The sequence below is a fragment of the Afipia dichlorophenoxyacetatis genome (assembly GCF_055386385.1).
Map to the genome: position 1 here is coordinate 501,558 of NZ_AP029250.1, position 19,216 is coordinate 520,773.

A 19,216-nucleotide genomic window follows, 5' to 3' on the forward strand; every position below is an offset into this window, starting at 1 on the left:
TGTTGCGGCCTCCAATTTTCCAGAACCTGCGGCGAAATCGCGCGATCACGTGAACGTGCGAGAGATTTCCAAAATTTAAGTTGGTGGGGCGAGCAAAGCGATGCGGCGGGATGAGATCAATAATGGCCAGCACGAGGCTGGTGTTCCGGGTTCGGCCGAGATGCGGTCATCGTTTGTTCGTGCGGCGAAGAAGCCTGCTCCAGCGATGTGGGGTCTGGCATCGGCAATGCTTGCGAGCGGCGCCATGGCGCAGGAAGCGCTGCCGACCATCGATGTACAGGACACCAACAACAACGGTGGTGCGGGCGGCGGCTATCAGGCCCCGACCTCGTCAGGGCTTTCGCGCATGCCAACTCCGCTGCTCAATACGCCGCAGTCGATTACGGTTGTGCCGCAGCAACTGATCCAAGATCAGGGTGGAACCTCGATACAGGATGCGTTGCGCAACGTGCCGGGTATCACGTTCACGGCTGGCGAAGGCGGAGTTCAAGGCGACCAGATCACTATCCGCGGATACACCGCGCGAAATGATATCTATCGCGACGGCATTCGCGATCCAGGCTGGTACACGCGCGATGCTTTCAGCTTCGATCGTGTCGAAGTCTACAAGGGGCCATCGTCGTTTGCGTTCGGTCGTGGATCGACCGGTGGTGCTATCAATATCGTTTCCAAGTTGCCCCAGAACCGTGATTTCTACATCCTCGAAGGAACCGGCTCGTCGGCACCAGGAGGGCGCGCAACCATTGATGTCAACAAGACATTCGGAGACGTCGCCGTGCGCCTGTCTGCGCTGGGATACGATACCGATATCGCTGGACGTGATGCCGCGAACATCAGGCGCTATGGGTTTGCGCCGTCCATCTCGTACCAAATTAACGATCGGACCAAGAACACGTTCAGCTACATCTATCAGAACGACGACAACATCGCGGATCGCGGCATCCCAATGCTGCCGGGCTCGTATTTCGGGACTACGTACCGCCAACCCGCGCCGGTTCCCCGCAATACTTACTTCGGTGTGCTGACACCCGGTCAAAATGATGTTGAACAGACCGAAGCCCACAATCTCATGAACAAATTTGAGCATGAGTTTGCTCCCGGGCTGAAGTTCACCAACACGACCGGCTTCTCGTATGTCGATCGCTTCAATCGCACGCGGCCGGTGCAGATCAGCTTGAACGCGACGACTCAGAACTGGAATCTCTTCAATGCGCCTATCGGCGGCACAGCGTATAATTCTGGCAACAATCAATTATTGCCGGGCACGCCGCTCAGCAATGTCTGGATTGCCAATACCAACCACTTCCAGAATCAAACCACGAACCAGCTGATCAGTAACGTCAGCGACTTCAACGCGCGGTTCAACACCGGTTTCCTCGAGCACAATGTCCTGACTGGTTTGGAAATCAGCCGAGAAGATCGAGAGCAGCTCCGAACAAATTTCAATGATCCTTACCGGATCAACGTTGCGAACCCAAATCCTTACGTTACAGGAACACTCAATTCGTTTTCACAGAATACCTTGTCATCTGCGAACACGATCGGTGTGTATGCTCAGGATCAGGTCAAGGTCACCAAATGGCTAGAACTCATGGGTGGCGTACGCTTTGACAACTACACGGCTCAAGCGAAATCCTATTTTTTTGATAGGGCGAGTGGCGGCGTGTTGTCCTCCGGAACGGGAATTACCCCTCCAACAGATCTGTCGGCTGTCAATAATTTCGTGACCTATCGTGCCGGTGTCGTCGTGCATCCGACGGACAATTCGAGCGTCTATTACATGCACGGAACGTCGGCGAACCCGCCGGCTGAGTTTACGACGATCACTAATGGTCAGCAGTCGCTAGCGCCGGTGTTGTCGGAGACCGACGAAATCGGAGTAAAGGTCGACCTGCTCAATAATCGCTTGAGCACTAGTGCAGCCATTTTCCGTACCAAAAAGACGAACGATTACGAGAACCAAGGTACAGCCACCGCGCCGCAGTATGTTGCGATCGGCGACTCACAGGTGGAAGGTTTCGAGATTGGTGCTCAAGGCAAGCTGACTGACCAATGGAGCATCTTTGGCGGCTATACGTATCTGAACTCGAAGCTGACGAATTCGTTGACGCTGACGAACATTGGTCATGAACTAGCTAACACACCACAGAATGCCTTCTCGATTTGGTCGACCTACGACATCACACCCCTATGGACTATTGGTGGTGGCGCTGTCTTCGTAGACTCGCGATGGACCAGTGTGACAAATGACGGGCGCGTTCCGAGCTATTGGCGGTTCGATGCCATGGCTTCTTACAAAGTCACGCCGAATTTCAAACTTCAAGTTAACGTCTATAATCTGGCGAACGAATACTATTACGATACGCTGGCCGGTGCTGGCTATGCCGTGCCTGGTCAGGGTCGTTACGTAACTGTATCGGGCCGTGCTTCGTTCTGACGCGGCTGTGATAATGCTCTTCAAGCCGGCATCGAAAGATGCCGGCTTTTATCTTAAAGAAGGTGGTTAGTGTTTGGGTTGAGCTGACGGAGTATCGAGCACCGTCGCGCCGATAATGGAGACGATGCCATGATGCTGCATATCCCCAACGTGCTTACCCCGGAGCAGGTCGCGCGCTGCAAGGAGGTCATGATGAAAGCGGCGTGGGTGGACGGCAACGTCACCGCCGGTCATCAGTCGGGCAAGGTCAAATTCAATCTGCAATTGCCGGAGGAGACTGCCGAGGCGCGTGAACTCGGCGACATGGTACGCGGTGCTCTCGCGCGCAATCCGATGTTCATGTCGGCCGTGTTGCCGATGCAAGTGTTCCCGCCGCTGTTCAATCGCTACGATGCGGGCATGACGTTTGGGTCGCATGTCGATAACGCGATCCGCACCCATCCGCATCAGCCGGTACGCATTCGCACTGACGTGTCGTCGACATTGTTCATCTCATCGCCGGAGGACTACGACGGTGGTGAGCTTGTGGTCGAAGACACCTATGGCAGCCACAGCGTTAAATTGCCTGCGGGCGATCTTGTGATCTATCCGGCGACCAGTCTGCATCACGTGACGCCAATCACACGCGGTTCGCGTATCGCGTCGTTCTTCTGGACTCAGAGCATGATCCGCGATGTCAGCCATCGCACCATGCTGTTCGATCTGGATATGTCGATTATCCGGTTGACGCAGGATGCGCCCAATCATCCATCGCTGGTCAGTCTGACGGGGCTCTATCATAACCTGCTGCGGCAATGGGCCGAGCTGTAAGCTCTTCGAAAGCCTTTAGGCGAGAGCAAAACTGCCGGGACGAGCCCCGGCAGTTTTTATTTTATCAGCCGGCGATTTCGAGGCCCGGATTCGCATAGACCACGCCGCCATCCACCGCGATGGTGTTGCCGACGACGTAATCACCCGCACGCGAGGCGAGATAGATCGCGACGCCTGCCATATCTTCGTCGGAGCCGATGCGCTGCGCTGGAATGCGCTTGGCGACAGCGTCGGCATGGTCACGTGCCGCGGTATTCATGTCGGACTGGAAGGCGCCTGGCGCGATGGCGGTGACCACCACATTGTCCTTGATCAGTTTCGCCGCCATCCTCCGTGTGAGATGGATCACGGCAGCCTTGCTCGCCTGATAGGAATAAGTCTCCAGCGGGTTGACGAAGATGCCATCGATGGAGGCGATGTTGATCACTTTCGCCGGGCGCTCGTGTGAGCCAGCGGCGCGTAGCGGCTTCGCCAGCGCCTTGGTCAAGAAAAACAGCGACTTGACGTTGAGGTTCATCACCTTGTCCCAGCCGTTCTCCGGAAACTCGTCAAATGCCGCGCCCCATGCCGCACCGGCATTGTTGACCAGGATGTCGAGCTTCGGTTCGCGCTTGATGATCTCATCCGCGAGGGTCTGACAGCCAGCAACGGTGGAGATGTCGATCGGCAGAGCGATGCATTCGCCGTCATACTTCTCGGTCAATTCTTTCGCGGTCGCTTCACATGGTCCGGCTTTGCGCGCAGTGATGTACACGCGCGAGGCACCATAGGCGAGAAATCCGCTGGCGATCATCTTGCCGATGCCGCGCGAACCGCCGGTGACGACTGCAACACGACCCTTCAGCGAAAACAGATTTTCAAACATACGTCCTCCTGTTTATTTGGTGCGGATATAGCGCCCGCAGCGACAGGGGTGTCAAGGAAGGTTGACGCGAGAAAAGTGTTTGAAACGCAGTCTTGATTCGAAGGCGAGGCCAGCAGTTCGTGATGAACTCAGGCGGCATCCACGCGGCGGAAGCCATTCCACACCGCGGTTGCCGCCCCTGATGTGAGCACCGAAAGGAATCGCGTGCTCTGGTAATTGCCGTTCAGTGAGATGCGCGGCAGCGCCGTGAGATGATCGGCGTTTTCAGGGAAGATCATTCCGGGACGGGTCGTGACTGCGGTCTTAAATCCCAGCGTGCGTGCGATGGCAAATTCGCGGGCTGCCGCGGCGGTCTTGTAACCGTAGGGATAAGCGAAATGCAGCGCTGGTTTCTGCAGCTCGGCTTCGATGCGCTCGCGACTGGCGCGCATCTCGCGCGATGCTTCGTCAGTGGTTTCGTTCGCCAGATTGCAGTGACTGATCGTGTGCGCGCCGATCGTCACGAGCGGGTGGCTTGCGAATGACTTCAGCTCGTCCCACGGCATGCAGAGCTCGCGTGCGATCCCGGAATCATCGACGCCATGACGCACGCAGAGGCTGCTGACGGCGTGCTGAACGTGCATGTCGCTCGGCAAGCTCTGAAGCCAGCCGTGGAGCTGGTTGAAGGCGTCCTGCTTGGCGCTTGCACTGTTCGCGTCGATGCGCGTTGCGATGCCGTCCAACTCAACATCGAGCGTGTCGACCGCGGCAATCAGCCGTTCGAGCGCGACCCACCAGAGCCGGCCGCGACCGTCAGCGAAATCGCTTGCGACGTACACGATGAACGGCGCGTCATAGTCCTGCATGACCGGCAGGGCATGGTCGCGATTGTCGCGGTAACCGTCATCGAATGTGAAGCAGGCAAAACGGCGGGTGAAGTCCCGTTCGGTCATCCGTCGGTGCGCCTCGTCCATCGAAACGATGTCGATATTCAGCGCGTGGACGTGGGCCAGGACCTCGCGGAGGAATTCGGGGGTGATTTCGAGGTGCCGATTGGGCTGGAACAAAGAGTCGCGGGCCGGGCGGACGTGATGCAGCATGAAAATTGCGCCCACGCCTGCCAGAATAGGCCGCAAGACGTGGTGAGCGCCGGTGAAGTACAGCGCATCGAAGCCGGCGCGGATGATGTTGTTGCGAAACTGCTTCATTGGCGGTGGGCCGTGCCCGCGTTCGGGTATCGAAGCCGGGATATTTGACCGGAACGGCTGAACAAAGGGTTAGGCGAGCGGGGCAAAAGGCCGGGGAAACGGATGGGCGCATTTCTAGTTTGACACCCAGCCAAGGGTTTGTTTTGTCTGCTTCCCAACAGGTTAAAGGGTTGGAATGAGCCGATTTTCCCGCTGGGGACGTAAATGGTGGCCGGGGTTGATCCCTCTTGCCCTGGTCTGGATCGCTGCGATCTGGACCAGCAGCGTGCCTATCGAGAAAGATCTGGGTGCGCGGGCCGTTGATGCGCTCAAGGACACTGTACTCGACAAAACCCGCGTTGATGTCGCCGGCCGTGATGTCCGGCTCTCCGCAGAGGCGTTCTCGGAAGAGGGGCGGCGCAACGCCGTTTCGCAGGTCGAGGCTGTCGGCGGTGTGCGGCTTGTGAATGATGACACAGGTCTGATTGCCGAGGCCAAGCCGTTCGTCTGGACAGCGGAACGTGATGTCGTGCGGGTGACGCTGGGCGGCAATGCGCCTTTGCCGTCGGTGAAGGCGAAGTTACTCGACACGGCGCGCGCGTCCCTCAAGGGGACTGAAATTGCAGATCATATGACCATGGCGCGGGGGGCGCCGCCGCGTTTCGACAATGCGGTTTTGTTGCTGATCGATCAGATCGGCAGGCTCAAGGAAGGCAAGATCACCTTGAGCGATACCAGCGTGAGCCTTTCCGGCATGGCCCGCGAAATTGGTAACCGCGAGGCGATTGCCGCCGCGCTTAAAAATTTGCCTGAGGGATATTCAGTTGCCGAGAACGCCATCAAGGCGCCGCCCTATATCTTCCAGGCCAACAAAGACCCTGTTGCGAATACCATCACGCTCGCCGGTTACGTTCCGGACAACAACACCCATGCGGCGATTGTGGCTGCGGTTGGCCGCAAGTTCTTCAACGAGAAAATCGTTGATAATCTCAAGGCGAGCACAGGCGCGCCATCCGGCTTCTCAAATGCGGTTATTTCGGCACTCGGTGCGCTGTCGCGGGTTTCGACCGGATCGCTGGTGGTCTCCGATCGCGACGTCAAACTGTCGGGCGACGCGCTTTATGCCGTGGCCGCCAACCAGATCCGCGGCAACTTGAATAGCGATCTCCCTCAGAGCTGGAAGGCCAACGCAGAAGTCTCGGTCAAGCCGGTGGCAAGCCCTGTGGATGCGACAGTCTGTCAGCAGCTGTTTGTCGAGTTGCTGGGCAAGGCCAAGATCAGGTTCGATTCCGGACGCGCAACCATTGATCCCGATTCCATCGGCCTTCTCGATCGGCTGATCGAAACCGCCTTGCGATGTCCGTCCGCCAATATCGAGGTGGCAGGGCATACCGACACCGATGGTGATGATGCGGCCAATCAGTCGCTGTCCGAGAAGCGTGCGCAGGCCGTGGCGGATTACCTGATCAAGGCCGGACTGCCGCCGGACAGGTTGAAGGCGGAAGGCTATGGCAGTTCCAGGCCGGTTGCCGACAACGATACGGATGAAGGCAAAGCCAAAAACCGGCGCATCGAGTTTGTGGTGAGGTAAGGGACATGTTGTATCTCGCCATGTTCAATTGGCCTTGGCTGCTGGCATCGGCCCTGATCGGTCTCGCGATGGGGTGGATTGCGGTGGTTCACCGCGGGCAGGGACTGTCCAACGTCACGATGCGGAAGATCGGCGTATTCGTCGTGGCGCTGATCATTGCGTCCGCCCTGCATCTTGCTCCCGGCCGGGCTGGTTACTGGCTGGACTTGGGGCTCACCATGTTCGCAGTCTATATCGCAAGCTGCGCAGTCGGATCCTGGCTGCGCAACCTTGTGGTTTCGCGCGATATGCCGGCGTCTTGAGAGCCTGTCCCTGACACCCCATTTGAGGGATGCGCCAGTCTACTTTTTGGAGCCTCTCTGGAGGCCTGAATTTGATTATTTTTCAACGGCGGCACCCGTTCGGTCAGCTTCGGTTGCATTAAAAAGTGTCACCGCGACACCAGCCATTCGAATTAATCTTACAGGTCTCGCAGTCGCCGAAAGGGTCTGCTAGGACCTTTGTTAAGCCAATGCATGATAATAACGTGGGTCATGCATGCGTGCTGGTCATGTCGGGTTTGAGGTCTTGATGCTGGAAACACTGCGCGGGGCAATCGCGTATATGCGCGAGAAGCAGCTTCTTCATAAGCTCGGCGTTGCGCTCAGCATCGCGATCATCGCGGCTGCCTGTTACATTCTCTACAATATGCTTCAGGATCTCGATCTCGATGATCTTTATGCAGCCCTGCGCGAAACTGAAGCCCGCACGGTCATCATGGCCGGTCTCTGCGTGGCTGCGGGCTATTTCACCCTGACGTTTTATGACCTCTTCGCCCTGCGAACCATTGGTCGTAACGAAGTGCCGTACGGCATCGCCGCTTTCGCAGGTTTCACCAGCTATTCCATCGGCCACAACGTTGGCGCCAGCGTTTTCACGGGCGGCGTCGTGCGGTATCGCATTTACTCAGCGCACGGTCTCTCCGCTATCGACGTTGCCAAGATCTGCTTTCTGGCAGGATTGACCTTTTGGCTAGGTAACGCAGCAGTGCTCGGCATGGGCGTTGCGTACCACCCGGAGGCGGCCGCTTCCATCGACAAGCTGCCGGTTTGGCTCAATCGCTTCGCCGCAATCTGCATCCTGATTGCTCTGGCCCTCTATGTCATCTGGGTTTCGATCCGTCCGCGTGAGGTGGGTCGCGGCAACTGGACGGTTACGCTGCCGGGAGGCCGGCTTACCTTGCTGCAGATCGGGATTGGCATCGTCGATCTCGGTTTTTGCGCCCTGGCGATGTATTTCCTGGTTCCGGATGAGCCGCATGTCGGCTTCATCGTCGTGGCGGTTATCTTTGTCTCGGCGACGCTCTTAGGCTTCGCCAGCCACTCGCCGGGCGGTCTTGGTGTTTTCGACGCCGCCATGCTGGTCGGGCTGTTCCAGTACGATAAGGAAGAGCTGCTGGCGGGCATGCTGCTGTTTCGTGTGCTCTATTATCTTGTGCCTTTTGTTCTTTCCGTCATCTTGCTCTCGCTTCGGGAGCTTATCGTCGCGCTTCGGGCGAAGCGGGTCGCGGCGGCCTTGCGCAGACTGGATGAAGCTGCGAAGCCGCAATCACCCCAAGGCTCGCGGTCTCCCGCTTCATAATTCGAGACCGCATTCATTGCGCACAGGCAGTTTCCGGCGGCATGACGACGACGAATTCATCGACCTCAAGCTTCGCACCTTGGCCTGATCGGCTGAGGCGTTCGGCCATCGTTTTGATCGCTGTCATGCTGGGCTTGTCCGCGGCGGTGGCGTTCGGCGGACTCTCGCCTTCGCATGCGGGACTGATCTTTATTTGCGTGCTCGGAGCGGCGCTGGTGCCCTGGAGCCTGCATCACGCTGTGCCGGTCACCGACGATCAAGCCGGCATGAGACCCGCCGAGACGCCGGTCGTTCAGGCGCTGGTTGGGGGAATGCCGGAAGCTGCGGTGCTGCTCGATCGCGCGGGCCGCGTGCTGCATTTCAACGTTGCCGCCGGCCAACTCGCCCCGGCTTTGCGCAAGAACGAACTTGCGCTGTTCGCGTTGCGCACGCCAGAGATCATCACCGCGCTGCGTCAGGCGATTGCAACGCGTGAACCACAACGCACCACTTATGTCGATCACGTGCCAATCGACCGCTGGATGGAAGTGATCGTGACCCCTCTGTTGTTGCCGACGGCATTCGGCGGCACGGAGTATTGCATTCTCATGACATTCCACGACCAGACGCCGCTGCGCCGGGTTGAGGAAATGCGTGCGGATTTCGTTGCCAACGCGAGCCACGAGCTGCGCACGCCGCTGGCGGCACTATCGGGATTCATCGACACCCTGCAGGGGCCGGCGCGTGATGACGTCAGGGCGCGCGAGCGATTTCTCGGTATCATGCATGCGCAAGCCACGCGTATGGCGCGGTTGATCGACGACCTGCTGTCGCTGTCACGCGTTGAACTCAGCGCGCACGTGCGGCCGGACACGTTGGTCGACATCGTTCCGCTGGTGCACCAGGTGATCGACGGGCTGGAGCCGCTGGCAAGCGAACGGCAAGTCTCCATCGAGGCTGAGTTGCCCAGGACGTCGGTGACCATTGCCGGCGATACTGAGGAACTGCTGCGGCTGTTCGAGAACCTGATTGAAAATGGCCTCAAATATGGCGCGTCCGGTGGCCGGGTGGTTGTTTCACTGACGGAACCATCGAGCAAAGATGTCAACGAAATCCGTTTCGCGGTTCGCGACTTCGGACCGGGCATCGCCCCCGAGCATTTGCCGCGGCTGACAGAGCGGTTCTATCGCGTTGATGTCGGTGACAGTCGTGCGCAGGGTGGCACCGGTCTTGGTTTGTCGCTGGTGAAGCATATTGTGCAGCGGCATCGCGGGCGGTTGCTCATCGAGAGCATATTCGGCCACGGCGCTACATTTACAGCTTGCTTTCCCGCTCTGAAGGGGCCGGCGAAGGAATAGTGCAGAAGTCGAGGTGCTGTATTTGCCTTGCGTGGCTGCTGCACCTTTGTCCCTGACCTCGCGATCTTCCAGGCAATAAAAAAGCCTCATCGGTCAACCGATGAGGCTTTCGTGTTTTGCGTTGAAGCTGCGGCTTACTTACCTGGAACGCGTGCCTGACGGCGGCGGTCGCCCGCCGGCTGATAGGCGATGCGCGAGTGATGTGCGCAGTAGGGCAGGCTATTCAGGGCCTTGCCGCCGCAGAAGAAGAAGTCCGGGCTGCCCGGATCGCCGACCGGCCAGTGGCAGGTGCTTTCATTCAGCTCCAGCAGAGACAGCCGCTGGCTCATGGGAACCACGTTGTCGTAAGCGATCGGATCGGGTTCAACCTCCACCTCGAAGGCCTGCGCGAGGGCGGTGTTCCCGCGCGACACCGGGCGGCTGATCCGCATCATGTGTTGGGCGGGGCGCACCTTGCGCTGCCGTGGGGCGGCCGAGGATGGGCTCTTGGCGCGACCCGAGAGTCCAAGCCGGTGGACTTTTCCGATCACGGCATTTCGGGTGATATTTCCAAGCTCGGCTGCAATCTGGCTCGCCGACAGTCCGGCTTCCCAGAGCTTTTTCAGTTGTTCAACGCGATCGTCGGTCCAGCTCATCACCGTCATCGCACACTTCCTTTTGATATCGCACCGGCCGTTCTGGCGCGGCGTCGCGATTGCAAATTTCTAAAATCCCTGCGGTCAGAATCCCTTAGCCCTCGCCGACCGTATAAAAACGACCGGGCGTTTACGCCTACACCGGGACCATCGAGGATCAGAACTGCCGCACGAGATGTCGTATCCGACAATGCGAAAGCTACAATATGGCGCGACTCACGCGCAAGAGTCGGCCATTGCGCGTCCACATGTTCCGAATCAAAAGCAACTGAATTCGTCGTCCTGTCATGTTGCAAACGACGCTGAGGTGTCCTCCGAGGGGTTTACGCGCACGTGGTGCGGAACGTTCCGGGGCTGTTTTTGAAGGCCAAATGACGCCAGAAAACGGCTTTGGTTCGTGTTGACACCTGTAGGGTCCCCAATAGAATGACCCGTGCGTGCCGCCTTTCCGGGCGGCACGTTTTGTTTCCGGGGCAGGCAAGCGAGCACAACGGCATCTCCGTACTCGCAATTGTTGCCAGCCTAACACTGCAATCAGGTCGTCATGAGCCAAAGCGCCAAGCCGCAAGTCGAGTCCCACATGTTGCCGGTTTTTGCCCGGGTCGATGTCGCGTTCGAACGCGGCGAAGGACCCTGGCTGATCTCGACCAAAGGGGACCGCTATCTCGATTTCACCAGCGGCGTTGCGGTGAATGCGCTCGGCCATGCGCATCCGCATCTCGTTGCGGCGCTGCAGGAGCAGGCCGCCAAGCTCTGGCATGTCTCCAATCTTTTCAGGATTCCGGAAGGCGAGCGCCTTGCTGCGCGGCTGTGTGAAGTGAGCTTTGCCGACGTTGTCTTCTTCTGCAATTCCGGTGCAGAGGCGATGGAAGCCTGCATCAAGATGGCGCGCAAGTATCAGGCTGCGAACGGCAAGCCGGAACGCTATCGCCTGATTACCTTTGAAGGCGCTTTCCACGGCCGTACGCTCGCGACGCTCGCGGCAGGTGGCCAGCAGAAATATCTCGAAGGTTTCGGACCGGTCGTCGAAGGTTTCGATCAAGTGCCGCTCGGCGATCTCGAAGCCGTCAAGAAAGCAATCGGTCCGCACACCGCAGGTATCATCATCGAGCCATGGCAAGGTGAGGGCGGCGTGCGTGCCGCGGATCCCTCATTCTTCCGTGCCCTGCGCCAGCTGTGCGACGAACAGAAGCTCGTTCTGGTGTTCGATGAAGTGCAGACCGGCATGGGCCGTATCGGCTCGCTGTTCGCGCATGAGCGCACTGGCGTTACGCCTGACATCATGGCGCTGGCGAAAGCACTTGGTGGCGGCTTCCCGATGGGGGCATGCCTTGCGACGTCGGCGGCTGCTGTCGGCATGACGCCGGGAACGCATGGTTCGACATTCGGCGGCAACCTGCTGGCGGCCGCTGCCGGCAACGCCACGCTGGATGTGATGCTTGCGCCAGGATTCTTTGATCACGTGCAACGCATGTCGCTGTTCCTGAAACAGAAGCTTGCAGCGATTGTCGATCGCTATCCTGACGTCGTCAGCGGTGTGCGCGGCGATGGGCTTCTCATCGGCTTGAAAGCTGTCGTGCCGGCTGCTGATCTCGGCGTTGCGTTGCGCGATGAAAAGCTTCTCACTGTTGGTGCGGGTGAAAACGTCGTGCGCTTGCTGCCGCCGTTGATCGTCACTGAAGCTGAGATCGAGGATGCTGTTGCGCGCGTCGAGCGGGCTTGTGTGAAGTTCTCGCAGACCGCGTCGATGCAGGGGGCTGCGCAATGAGTGCAGCACCTCGTCATTTCCTTGATCTGTTCGATGTTCCAACTGCGGAATTGCGGTCGATTCTCGATGCCAGCGTCGCAATCAAGAAGCAGCTCAAAAGCAGCGCGAAGCCGGACAAGCCGCTCGAAGGCAAAACGCTTGCGATGATTTTCGACAAGCCGTCGACGCGGACCCGCGTTTCGTTCGATGTTGGTATGCGCCAGCTTGGCGGCGAAGCGATTATGCTGACCGGCGCTGAAATGCAGCTCGGCCGTGGCGAAACCATTGCCGATACCGCTCGCGTGCTGTCCCGCTTCGTCGATGCCATTATGATCCGCATCCTCAGCCATGATGCGCTGATGGAACTCGCGACATATGCCACCGTCCCGGTCATCAACGGCCTGACGCGCCGTTCGCATCCTTGCCAGGTGATGGCGGACGTCATGACGTTCGAGGAGCATCTCGGCCCCATCAAGGGACGCACCGTGGCCTGGACCGGCGATGACAACAACGTGCTGGCGTCTTGGGCGCATGCGGCAGAGCGTTTCAGCTTCAACCTTCGCGTCGCAACGCCGCCGGAACTCGCGCCAAACAAGCTGCTGAAAGACTGGATCAAGTCGGCGAACGCACCGATCGTGCTGGGTACAAGCGCGGAAGAAATGGTGCGCGGGGCGGATTGCGTTGTCACCGATACGTGGGTGTCGATGGGCGACAAGGATGGTGAACACCGGCACAACCTGCTCAAGCCTTATCAGGTCAATTCCAAGCTGATGTCGCTCGCCAAGCCGGAAGCGATTTTCATGCACTGTCTGCCGGCGCATCGGGGTGACGAGGTGACCGACGAGGTCATCGATGGTCCGCAGTCCGTGGTGTTCGACGAGGCTGAGAACCGTCTGCACGCTCAAAAGGGCATTCTGGCCTGGTGCTTGAACGCGGTCTCGTGATTTGGGCCAGTCTCTTTTCTGCGCGGCGAAGTGACCTATATAGGTGAAGTATGGCTTCGGCAGGCGTTCCACGCCGCCGGAGCATTATGTCCGCTGGTTTGAGCATTCATCTGCCGCAAGCCAAATCCACCTCATCAGAGAATGCTCATGACGCTTGAGACTTCTGTCCGCGCTCCGTCAGCCACGCCTGTCGATGATGCCGTCCTCCCGTTCGAGGTGAGCGCGCTGGATGTGCGCGGCCGGCTGACGAAAATGGGGCCGGCTCTCGATGAGATTTTGACCAAGCACGATTATCCGGCACCGGTCGGCAAGCTGCTTGGCGAGGCGATCGTGCTGACGACGTTGCTCGGCTCAACGTTGAAATTCAATGGACGCTTTATTCTGCAAACCCAGACCGACGGCCCCGTGTCACTGATCGTGGTCGATTTTCATGCGCCAGACCGGCTGCGTGCTTATGCCCGTTTTGATGCGAGCAGGCTTGAGGCTGGTCAGGATTCCGCGGCTCTGCTCGGCCACGGTCATCTCGCCATGACCATCGATCAAGGTCCCGATATGAGCCGCTATCAGGGGCTGGTCGCGCTGGAAGGCGGCAACCTTGAAGATGCCGCACATGAGTATTTCCTGCGCTCGGAGCAGATCCCGACGCGTGTGCGCCTTGCCGTTGGCGAGGAATTTCGTGGTGGCGATGGTCCGAAGCACCGTTGGCGCGGCGGCGGCATGTTGATGCAGTTTCTGCCGAAGGCGCCGGAGCGCGCGCGGCAGCCGGATCTTCATCCCGGCGACGCGCCCGAGGGCATCGTGGCGCATGAGGTCGCGGAGGACGACGCTTGGGCTGAGGGGCAGTCGTTGTTCGGGACCATTGAGGACGTCGAGTTGATCGATCCCGAATTGTCGGGCGAGCGCTTGTTGTTCCGGCTGTTCCACGAGCGGGGCGTGCGGGTGTTCCCAACTCAGGACGTTTGTGCGCGGTGCTCCTGTTCGCGCGACGCGGTGGCGGGAATGCTGTCCAGCTTCACGCCGGAAGATCGCGAGAGCATGGTGGAAAACAACAAGGTCGTCGTCACCTGCGAGTTCTGCAGCTCGGTCTACGAATTCACGCCGGACGAAGCTGGCGTCGTGCCGCACGCCGGGAATGGGGCAGTCAAAGATTAATTCAGGGTTCGCCTCTGGCCGGGGCTGTCGAGCGAGAACGTCGGAATATCGATTTCAAACGGCTCGCCGTCCTCGGTGACCATCTGATAGCTCCCGGTCATAAATCCTGATGCTGTGGAGAGAGGTACGCCACTGGTGTACTCAAACCTTTCGCCCGGCTCGAGGATGGGCTGCTCACCGACAACCCCCTCACCATGGACTTCCTGGTTCCGTCCCGTTCCGTCGGTAATGATCCAATGCCGCGTTTTAAGCTGTACGGTTTCGCGCCCCGAATTGACGATGACAATGGTGTAAGCCCAGAAAAACCGGCCATCCTCGGCAGAGGAGCGCTCCGGCATGAAAGTCGGCTCGACGATCACTTCGATCTGGCGGGTGACGGCGCGGTACATGAATTGATCCAAATCCGGTCTATCCTAGGAGTGTCAGGGGGCTCGGCCCAAGCATCCGTTGATTGTCTTCCATACTAACTCCGGTCTCGACGGCAAGATACGAGCCGGAACGATCATTGTTTCACGCGGTTTTTATCCAGCATGCTTCGGGAGAAGTGTCCATTTGAATGCTTGCAAATTGCGGGCCGTATTGATCTTCCGTAAGACTGCGGGACGGAAGCTTGGTTTTCCCAACGGTGCCGAAATCGAATGACACTCGTGACCCCTCAGATGACCGATCGGGCCGTCGTGGAGGTGCCGTCCTTTAAAGTGGCAGCACCGGTGTCCACGAGTGAGCGCGAACTGCGTCTCGATCTCTTTCGCGGTATCGCGTTGTGGCTGATCTTCATCGATCACCTGCCACCCAATATTTTGACTTGGTTCACGATCCGCAATTACGGGTTCAGCGACGCCACCGAGATTTTCATTTTCATTTCCGGATACACCGCGGCGTTCGTTTATAGCCGCGCCATGCTTGACCGCGGCTTCGTGGTGGCAAGCGCGCGGATCTTCAAGCGCGTTTGGCAGATCTATGTCGCCCACGTCTTTCTTTTCACGATTTACCTGGCGGAGATTTCCTACATCGCCACCCGGTTTGAAAATCCGCTCTACGCGGAGGAAATGGGCATCCTCGATTTTCTGAAGCAGCCGGATGTCATGATCGTACAGGCGCTGCTGTTGAAATTCCGTCCCGTCAATATGGACGTGCTGCCGCTCTACATCGTGCTGATGATGTTTCTGCCGCTGATCCTGTGGTTGATGCAGCGCAAGGCGGATGTGACGCTCGCGCTTGCAGTCATTCTCTATGCGATCACCTGGGAGTTTGATCTCTATCTGCCGGCCTATCCCGGCGGCTTTTGGGCCTTCAATCCATTTGCCTGGCAATTGCTGTTCGTCTTCGGTGCCTGGTGCGCGCTTGGCGGGGCGAAACGTATGGCACGCATACTGTCGTCGCAGATCACGTTTTGGCTCTGTATCGCCTATCTGCTGTTTGCCTTCTGCGTGACGCTGACCTGGCATGTCCCACAGCTCAACACGTTCATGCCGCGCTGGCTGGAGAGCTGGATGTATCCGATCAACAAAACGGACCTCGACGTTCTTCGTTTCGTCCACTTCCTTGCGCTGGCTGCGATTGTGGTGCGTTTCCTGCCCAAGGACTGGCCTGGCCTGAAATCCCCCTGGCTGCGCCCCGTCATTCTGTGCGGCCAGCACTCGCTTGAGATCTTTTGTCTGGGCGTGTTTCTGGCCTTTGCCGGGCACTTCATTCTCGCCGAGTTTTCCGGCAGTGCCTGGATGCATTTCCTCATCAGCGTCTCAGGAATCGTTATTATGTCCGCCGCGGCGTGGCTTTTTTCGTGGTACAAGACTGAAGTGGGCAAGAGCGGAAAGCGGGCGAAAGCCGCAGAGGGCGATGCCGACCTCGCCGGAGGCGGATCATGAAGGCGGTATTGATTGCAGGTGTTCTGGCAGGCCTCCTCGCCCTCGTCCCTGCGCGGGCCGAGGATGCGCCGACTTGCACCGTGCCGTCCTATCTTGTCACCACGGAAAGCCCGCTAGCCAAGGTGGCTGCGGCCGTCAAAGACGGCAAACCCCTGAATATTCTTGTGGTGGGCACTGGTTCGTCCGGCTTGGCCGGTCCCGACGGCGCAAGTGCGGCCTATCCGGCGCGGCTGGAAGCAGCCTTACGCGAGAGGCTGCCCAAATCCACCGTCAATGTCAGGGCGGATATCAGGGCAAAGAAAACGGCTGGGGAAGTGGCCGACGACTTAGAGGCATTCATCGGGAAAATGCCGGAGGACCAGAAGCCGGCTCTGGTGATCTGGCAGACCGGAACCATTGACGCGATGCGCTCCATCGATCCGGATGATTTCCGGGCCGCGCTGGGTCAGGGGGTTGATGCGCTGCAAAAGGCAGGCGCGGACGTGCTCTTGATGAATTTGCAGTACAACCCACGTATGGAGACGATGCTTTCGGTCTCGCCGTACAACGATACGATGCGTGTTGTCGCGCAGGAGCACGATATCCCGCTGTTCGATCGCTTTTCGATCATGCGCCACTGGAATGATATTGGTGATTTCGATTTGTTTGGCCAGGTTCACGGCTTTGGAATGGCAAGACGAGTTCACGATTGCATCGGCCGGTCGCTTGCGACGATGATCATCGAGGCGTCGCGCATCAACCCGGCGGAGCTTGGGATGCAGCGTTGATGCGCTCTGATTTTCGATCGGTTATTTCTGTTTCAGTGATTGCCGCACTCTTCCTGTCAATTCACCCCGCTCAACCGTTCGCGCAAACTGAAGCAGTGAAGACGGATGCGGCGAAGCCACCCGTGCAAAAAGGCCTCGCGACGAAAGCCATTGAGGCCGCGAAAGGTGCTGCGCGCGAGGCTGGCGATATTTTGTCGCGCGTCCCGTGCTTGCCCGCCAAGGGGCTGACCGAAGTTCCGGGCTCGTTGCCGAGGGTTGCGCGCCGGATCGCGGCAGGGGATCCTGTGAAAATCGTCGCGTTCGGCTCGTCCACGACCGTGGGATACGGCACGTCCTCGCCGGCCTATACCTACCCGAACCGGCTGTTGGATCAGCTGCGCAGAAAATTTCCGACGGCTGACATCACCATCGTCAATCGTGGCATGGGCGGTCAGGACACGCCTGAAATGATGAAGCGTTTTGATGAGGCTGTTCTCGCAGAAAATCCGGATCTGGTGATCTGGCAGCTCGGCACCAATACCGTCCTCCGCGGTGGCGCCGAGGACGTTGCCGCAACCGCGGCTCTTTTAGAGGACGGTATTGGGCAGCTTCAGGCGCGCGGCATCGATGTGGTGTTGATTGATCCGCAATATGTGCCTGCGGTGACTGCAAAGGCAGAGAACGCCAGCGCGATGGTGAAATTGCTCGCCGAGGTTGGGAAGCTCAAGCATGTTGCCGTGTTTCCGCGCTTTGAAGTCATGCGGCAATGGCATCAGGACGAGAAGATACCGTTCGACAAATTTGTCATTGGCGACGGTTTACACATGAACGATTGGGGCTATGCCTGCTTTGCGCAATTGCTCGGCGACACCATCATCAAGTCGGTCGGGCAGGTGAAGGCTGGTGCCAACACTCCGACCAATGTCATGACGTTTCGCCCGATGTGAGCGAGGACCAGGCTCGCCTCGTTGAAGGCAAGACAATAAAAGGGAGGGGCGCAAGTTCAGCTTGCGTCCCCTCCAGTGTCTGAAGAGGTTTATGCCTTTTCCAGTGCGGCCGCCAAATCCTCGATCAAGTCGTCGGGGTGTTCGAGACCGGCCGAGAAGCGAATGAAGCCCTCGCTGATACCAAGCTCTGCGCGCGCTTCCGGCGTCAAACGCTGATGCGTCGTGGTTGCCGGATGCGTCACGATGCTCTTGGAATCGCCGAGGTTGTTCGAGATCTTTGCGAGCTTGAGGGCGTTCAGCGTCCGGAACGCAGCGGCCTTGCCGCCTTTCACCTCGAAGCCGATCAGCGTTGAGCCGCCACGCATCTGCTTCTTGACGATCTCGGCCTGCGGATGATCGCTACGGCCGGGATAGACCAGCCGCGAGATTTTCGAGTGCTTTGCCAGGACATCGGCGAGCGCCGCAGCCGTTTCGGTCTGCGCCTTGACGCGAATGCTGAGTGTTTCGAGTCCCTTCAGCAGTACCCAGGCATTGAATGGCGACATCGCAGGGCCGGTCTGGCGCAGGAACGTATGGATGTGTTCCTGGATGAAGTCGTTCGACGACAGAATGACGCCGCCGAGACAGCGGCCCTGTCCGTCGATGTGTTTGGTGGCGGAATAGACGACGACATCTGCGCCGAGCGCGAGCGGGCTCTGCCAGATCGGTGTCGCGAAAACATTATCCACGACCAACCGTGCACCGCCGCGATGGGCGACCTCAGCGACCGCGCTGATATCGACCACGTCGAGGGTTGGGTTGGTCGGGCTTTCAAGGAAGCAGGTCTTCGTATTCGGCTGCATCGCCTTTTGCCACTGATCGAGGTCGTGACCGTCGACCAGTGTGGATTGAATACCGTAGCGGGGCAGCAAATCCTCGACCACATAACGGCACGAGCCGAACAGAGCTTTTGCAGCCACGACGTGATCGCCTACCCGGAGCGGCGCGAGGATCGCGGTGGTGACCGCAGCCATGCCGGTTGCAGTCGCACGCGCGGCTTCCGCGCCTTCGAGTTCGACCATGCGCTGCTCGAACATCGCGACCGTCGGATTAGAAAACCGCGAATAGAGAAAACCTGGATCCTGCCCAGTGAAGCGCGCTTCGCACTGTTCGGCGCTGTCGTAGATAAAGCCTTGAGTCAGGAATAGCGCTTCAGACGTTTCACCGTATTGTGAGCGTAATGCGCCGCCGTGAACGAGGCGTGTTTCAGGCCGATAGGCGTGGGTTGGCTTGGGGGCAGGGACCTTCACTTCAGACATGTGACCTCCGTCGTGGCCATCCTGAAGATGGACACAAAAAAACCGGCCTGGAT

At 58.8% G+C, this 19,216-nt stretch carries 17 protein-coding genes; 12 read left to right on the forward strand and 5 right to left on the reverse strand.

The window, feature by feature from the left end:
* Positions 1-100 precede the first annotated feature (100 nt).
* Both ACZ5C3_RS02335 and ACZ5C3_RS02340 read left to right on the forward strand, forming a co-directional pair.
* On the forward strand, positions 101-2,437 hold the full coding sequence (locus ACZ5C3_RS02335) for a TonB-dependent receptor (RefSeq protein WP_464034961.1): 2,337 nt from the start codon (positions 101-103) through the stop codon (positions 2,435-2,437).
* A gap of 129 nt (positions 2,438-2,566) precedes the next feature.
* Positions 2,567-3,247 carry a Fe2+-dependent dioxygenase gene (locus ACZ5C3_RS02340; RefSeq protein WP_464034963.1) on the forward strand — a complete coding sequence of 227 codons (681 nt, stop codon included), beginning with the start codon at positions 2,567-2,569 and terminating at the stop codon, positions 3,245-3,247.
* Between the two features lie 64 nt (positions 3,248-3,311).
* Here ACZ5C3_RS02340 and ACZ5C3_RS02345 read toward each other — a convergent pair whose 3' ends face one another.
* Both ACZ5C3_RS02345 and ACZ5C3_RS02350 read right to left on the reverse strand, forming a co-directional pair.
* Entirely contained in the window at positions 3,312-4,112 is an 801-nt protein-coding gene (locus tag ACZ5C3_RS02345; protein ID WP_464034965.1) for an SDR family NAD(P)-dependent oxidoreductase, read from the reverse strand.
* A 128-nt stretch (positions 4,113-4,240) separates the two neighbouring features.
* Positions 4,241-5,299 (reverse strand): polysaccharide deacetylase family protein, encoded by a 1,059-nt coding sequence (locus ACZ5C3_RS02350; RefSeq protein ID WP_464034967.1) that lies wholly within the window; start codon positions 5,297-5,299, stop codon positions 4,241-4,243.
* A gap of 175 nt (positions 5,300-5,474) precedes the next feature.
* On the opposite strand from ACZ5C3_RS02350, the gene ACZ5C3_RS02355 reads away from it, so the two are divergent.
* The 4 genes from ACZ5C3_RS02355 (at position 5,475) to ACZ5C3_RS02370 (ending at position 9,826) form a co-directional block, all read left to right on the forward strand.
* Complete coding sequence (locus ACZ5C3_RS02355; protein ID WP_464034969.1) at positions 5,475-6,869, forward strand: OmpA family protein; 1,395 nt, start codon at positions 5,475-5,477, stop codon at positions 6,867-6,869.
* Between the two features lie 5 nt (positions 6,870-6,874).
* Positions 6,875-7,171, forward strand: coding sequence for a hypothetical protein (locus ACZ5C3_RS02360; protein ID WP_464034971.1), 297 nt, complete (start codon positions 6,875-6,877; stop codon positions 7,169-7,171).
* Positions 7,172-7,439: 268 nt separating this feature from the next.
* Positions 7,440-8,489: a lysylphosphatidylglycerol synthase domain-containing protein gene (locus ACZ5C3_RS02365; protein WP_464034973.1), complete on the forward strand. Its 1,050-nt coding sequence runs from the start codon at positions 7,440-7,442 to the stop codon at positions 8,487-8,489.
* Positions 8,490-8,614: 125 nt separating this feature from the next.
* Entirely contained in the window at positions 8,615-9,826 is a 1,212-nt protein-coding gene (locus ACZ5C3_RS02370) for an ATP-binding protein (protein ID WP_464034975.1), read from the forward strand.
* 134 nt (positions 9,827-9,960) lie between these two features.
* Here ACZ5C3_RS02370 and ACZ5C3_RS02375 read toward each other — a convergent pair whose 3' ends face one another.
* The gene (locus ACZ5C3_RS02375; RefSeq protein WP_464034976.1) at positions 9,961-10,470 is read right to left on the reverse strand and encodes a GcrA family cell cycle regulator; all 510 of its coding nucleotides are present in this window, start codon (positions 10,468-10,470) and stop codon (positions 9,961-9,963) included.
* A gap of 535 nt (positions 10,471-11,005) precedes the next feature.
* Here ACZ5C3_RS02375 and ACZ5C3_RS02380 point away from each other — a divergent pair.
* The 3 genes from ACZ5C3_RS02380 (at position 11,006) to ACZ5C3_RS02390 (ending at position 14,304) form a co-directional block, all read left to right on the forward strand.
* On the forward strand, positions 11,006-12,229 hold the full coding sequence (locus ACZ5C3_RS02380) for an acetylornithine transaminase (RefSeq protein WP_464034977.1): 1,224 nt from the start codon (positions 11,006-11,008) through the stop codon (positions 12,227-12,229).
* Entirely contained in the window at positions 12,226-13,152 is a 927-nt protein-coding gene (argF, locus tag ACZ5C3_RS02385; RefSeq protein ID WP_464034979.1) for an ornithine carbamoyltransferase, read from the forward strand. The genes ACZ5C3_RS02380 and argF overlap by 4 nt, the downstream gene beginning before the upstream one ends.
* Before the next feature lie 147 nt (positions 13,153-13,299).
* On the forward strand, positions 13,300-14,304 hold the full coding sequence (locus ACZ5C3_RS02390) for an Hsp33 family molecular chaperone (protein WP_464034981.1): 1,005 nt from the start codon (positions 13,300-13,302) through the stop codon (positions 14,302-14,304).
* Here the strand turns inward: ACZ5C3_RS02390 and apaG are convergent.
* On the reverse strand, positions 14,301-14,693 hold the full coding sequence (apaG, locus tag ACZ5C3_RS02395) for a Co2+/Mg2+ efflux protein ApaG (protein ID WP_464034982.1): 393 nt from the start codon (positions 14,691-14,693) through the stop codon (positions 14,301-14,303). The genes ACZ5C3_RS02390 and apaG overlap by 4 nt on opposite strands.
* Before the next feature lie 249 nt (positions 14,694-14,942).
* Between apaG and ACZ5C3_RS02400 the strand changes: the two genes are divergently transcribed.
* Genes ACZ5C3_RS02400 through ACZ5C3_RS02410 form a run of 3 tightly spaced genes read left to right on the forward strand, consistent with a single transcriptional unit; the run spans position 14,943 to position 17,865 of the window.
* Positions 14,943-16,172, forward strand: a complete 1,230-nt coding sequence (locus ACZ5C3_RS02400) for an OpgC domain-containing protein (protein ID WP_464034984.1) — start codon at positions 14,943-14,945, stop codon at positions 16,170-16,172.
* Positions 16,169-16,939 (forward strand): SGNH/GDSL hydrolase family protein, encoded by a 771-nt coding sequence (locus ACZ5C3_RS02405; RefSeq protein ID WP_464034985.1) that lies wholly within the window; start codon positions 16,169-16,171, stop codon positions 16,937-16,939. Before ACZ5C3_RS02400 ends, ACZ5C3_RS02405 begins: the two co-directional genes overlap by 4 nt.
* A complete protein-coding gene (locus tag ACZ5C3_RS02410) occupies positions 16,939-17,865 on the forward strand; it encodes an SGNH/GDSL hydrolase family protein (protein WP_464034987.1) in 927 nt (308 codons plus the stop codon). Before ACZ5C3_RS02405 ends, ACZ5C3_RS02410 begins: the two co-directional genes overlap by 1 nt.
* An 89-nt stretch (positions 17,866-17,954) precedes the next feature.
* On the opposite strand, the gene ACZ5C3_RS02415 is transcribed toward ACZ5C3_RS02410, so the two are convergent.
* Positions 17,955-19,163 carry an O-succinylhomoserine sulfhydrylase gene (locus ACZ5C3_RS02415; RefSeq protein ID WP_464034989.1) on the reverse strand — a complete coding sequence of 403 codons (1,209 nt, stop codon included), beginning with the start codon at positions 19,161-19,163 and terminating at the stop codon, positions 17,955-17,957.
* Positions 19,164-19,216 lie beyond the last annotated feature (53 nt).

Excerpts from the sequence above, each read along its gene's own strand:
- ACZ5C3_RS02335 (WP_464034961.1), top strand. The coding sequence starts at position 101 with ATGCGGCGGGATGAGATCAATAATGGCCAGCACGAGGCTGGTGTTCCG.
- ACZ5C3_RS02340 (WP_464034963.1), top strand. The coding sequence starts at position 2,567 with ATGATGCTGCATATCCCCAACGTGCTTACCCCGGAGCAGGTCGCGCGC.
- ACZ5C3_RS02345 (WP_464034965.1), bottom strand. The coding sequence starts at position 4,112 with ATGTTTGAAAATCTGTTTTCGCTGAAGGGTCGTGTTGCAGTCGTCACC.
- ACZ5C3_RS02350 (WP_464034967.1), bottom strand. The coding sequence starts at position 5,299 with ATGAAGCAGTTTCGCAACAACATCATCCGCGCCGGCTTCGATGCGCTG.
- ACZ5C3_RS02355 (WP_464034969.1), top strand. The coding sequence starts at position 5,475 with ATGAGCCGATTTTCCCGCTGGGGACGTAAATGGTGGCCGGGGTTGATC.
- ACZ5C3_RS02360 (WP_464034971.1), top strand. The coding sequence starts at position 6,875 with ATGTTGTATCTCGCCATGTTCAATTGGCCTTGGCTGCTGGCATCGGCC.
- ACZ5C3_RS02365 (WP_464034973.1), top strand. The coding sequence starts at position 7,440 with ATGCTGGAAACACTGCGCGGGGCAATCGCGTATATGCGCGAGAAGCAG.
- ACZ5C3_RS02370 (WP_464034975.1), top strand. The coding sequence starts at position 8,615 with ATGCTGGGCTTGTCCGCGGCGGTGGCGTTCGGCGGACTCTCGCCTTCG.
- ACZ5C3_RS02375 (WP_464034976.1), bottom strand. The coding sequence starts at position 10,470 with ATGACGGTGATGAGCTGGACCGACGATCGCGTTGAACAACTGAAAAAG.
- ACZ5C3_RS02380 (WP_464034977.1), top strand. The coding sequence starts at position 11,006 with ATGAGCCAAAGCGCCAAGCCGCAAGTCGAGTCCCACATGTTGCCGGTT.
- argF (WP_464034979.1), top strand. The coding sequence starts at position 12,226 with ATGAGTGCAGCACCTCGTCATTTCCTTGATCTGTTCGATGTTCCAACT.
- ACZ5C3_RS02390 (WP_464034981.1), top strand. The coding sequence starts at position 13,300 with ATGACGCTTGAGACTTCTGTCCGCGCTCCGTCAGCCACGCCTGTCGAT.
- apaG (WP_464034982.1), bottom strand. The coding sequence starts at position 14,693 with ATGTACCGCGCCGTCACCCGCCAGATCGAAGTGATCGTCGAGCCGACT.
- ACZ5C3_RS02400 (WP_464034984.1), top strand. The coding sequence starts at position 14,943 with ATGACACTCGTGACCCCTCAGATGACCGATCGGGCCGTCGTGGAGGTG.
- ACZ5C3_RS02405 (WP_464034985.1), top strand. The coding sequence starts at position 16,169 with ATGAAGGCGGTATTGATTGCAGGTGTTCTGGCAGGCCTCCTCGCCCTC.
- ACZ5C3_RS02410 (WP_464034987.1), top strand. The coding sequence starts at position 16,939 with ATGCGCTCTGATTTTCGATCGGTTATTTCTGTTTCAGTGATTGCCGCA.
- ACZ5C3_RS02415 (WP_464034989.1), bottom strand. The coding sequence starts at position 19,163 with ATGTCTGAAGTGAAGGTCCCTGCCCCCAAGCCAACCCACGCCTATCGG.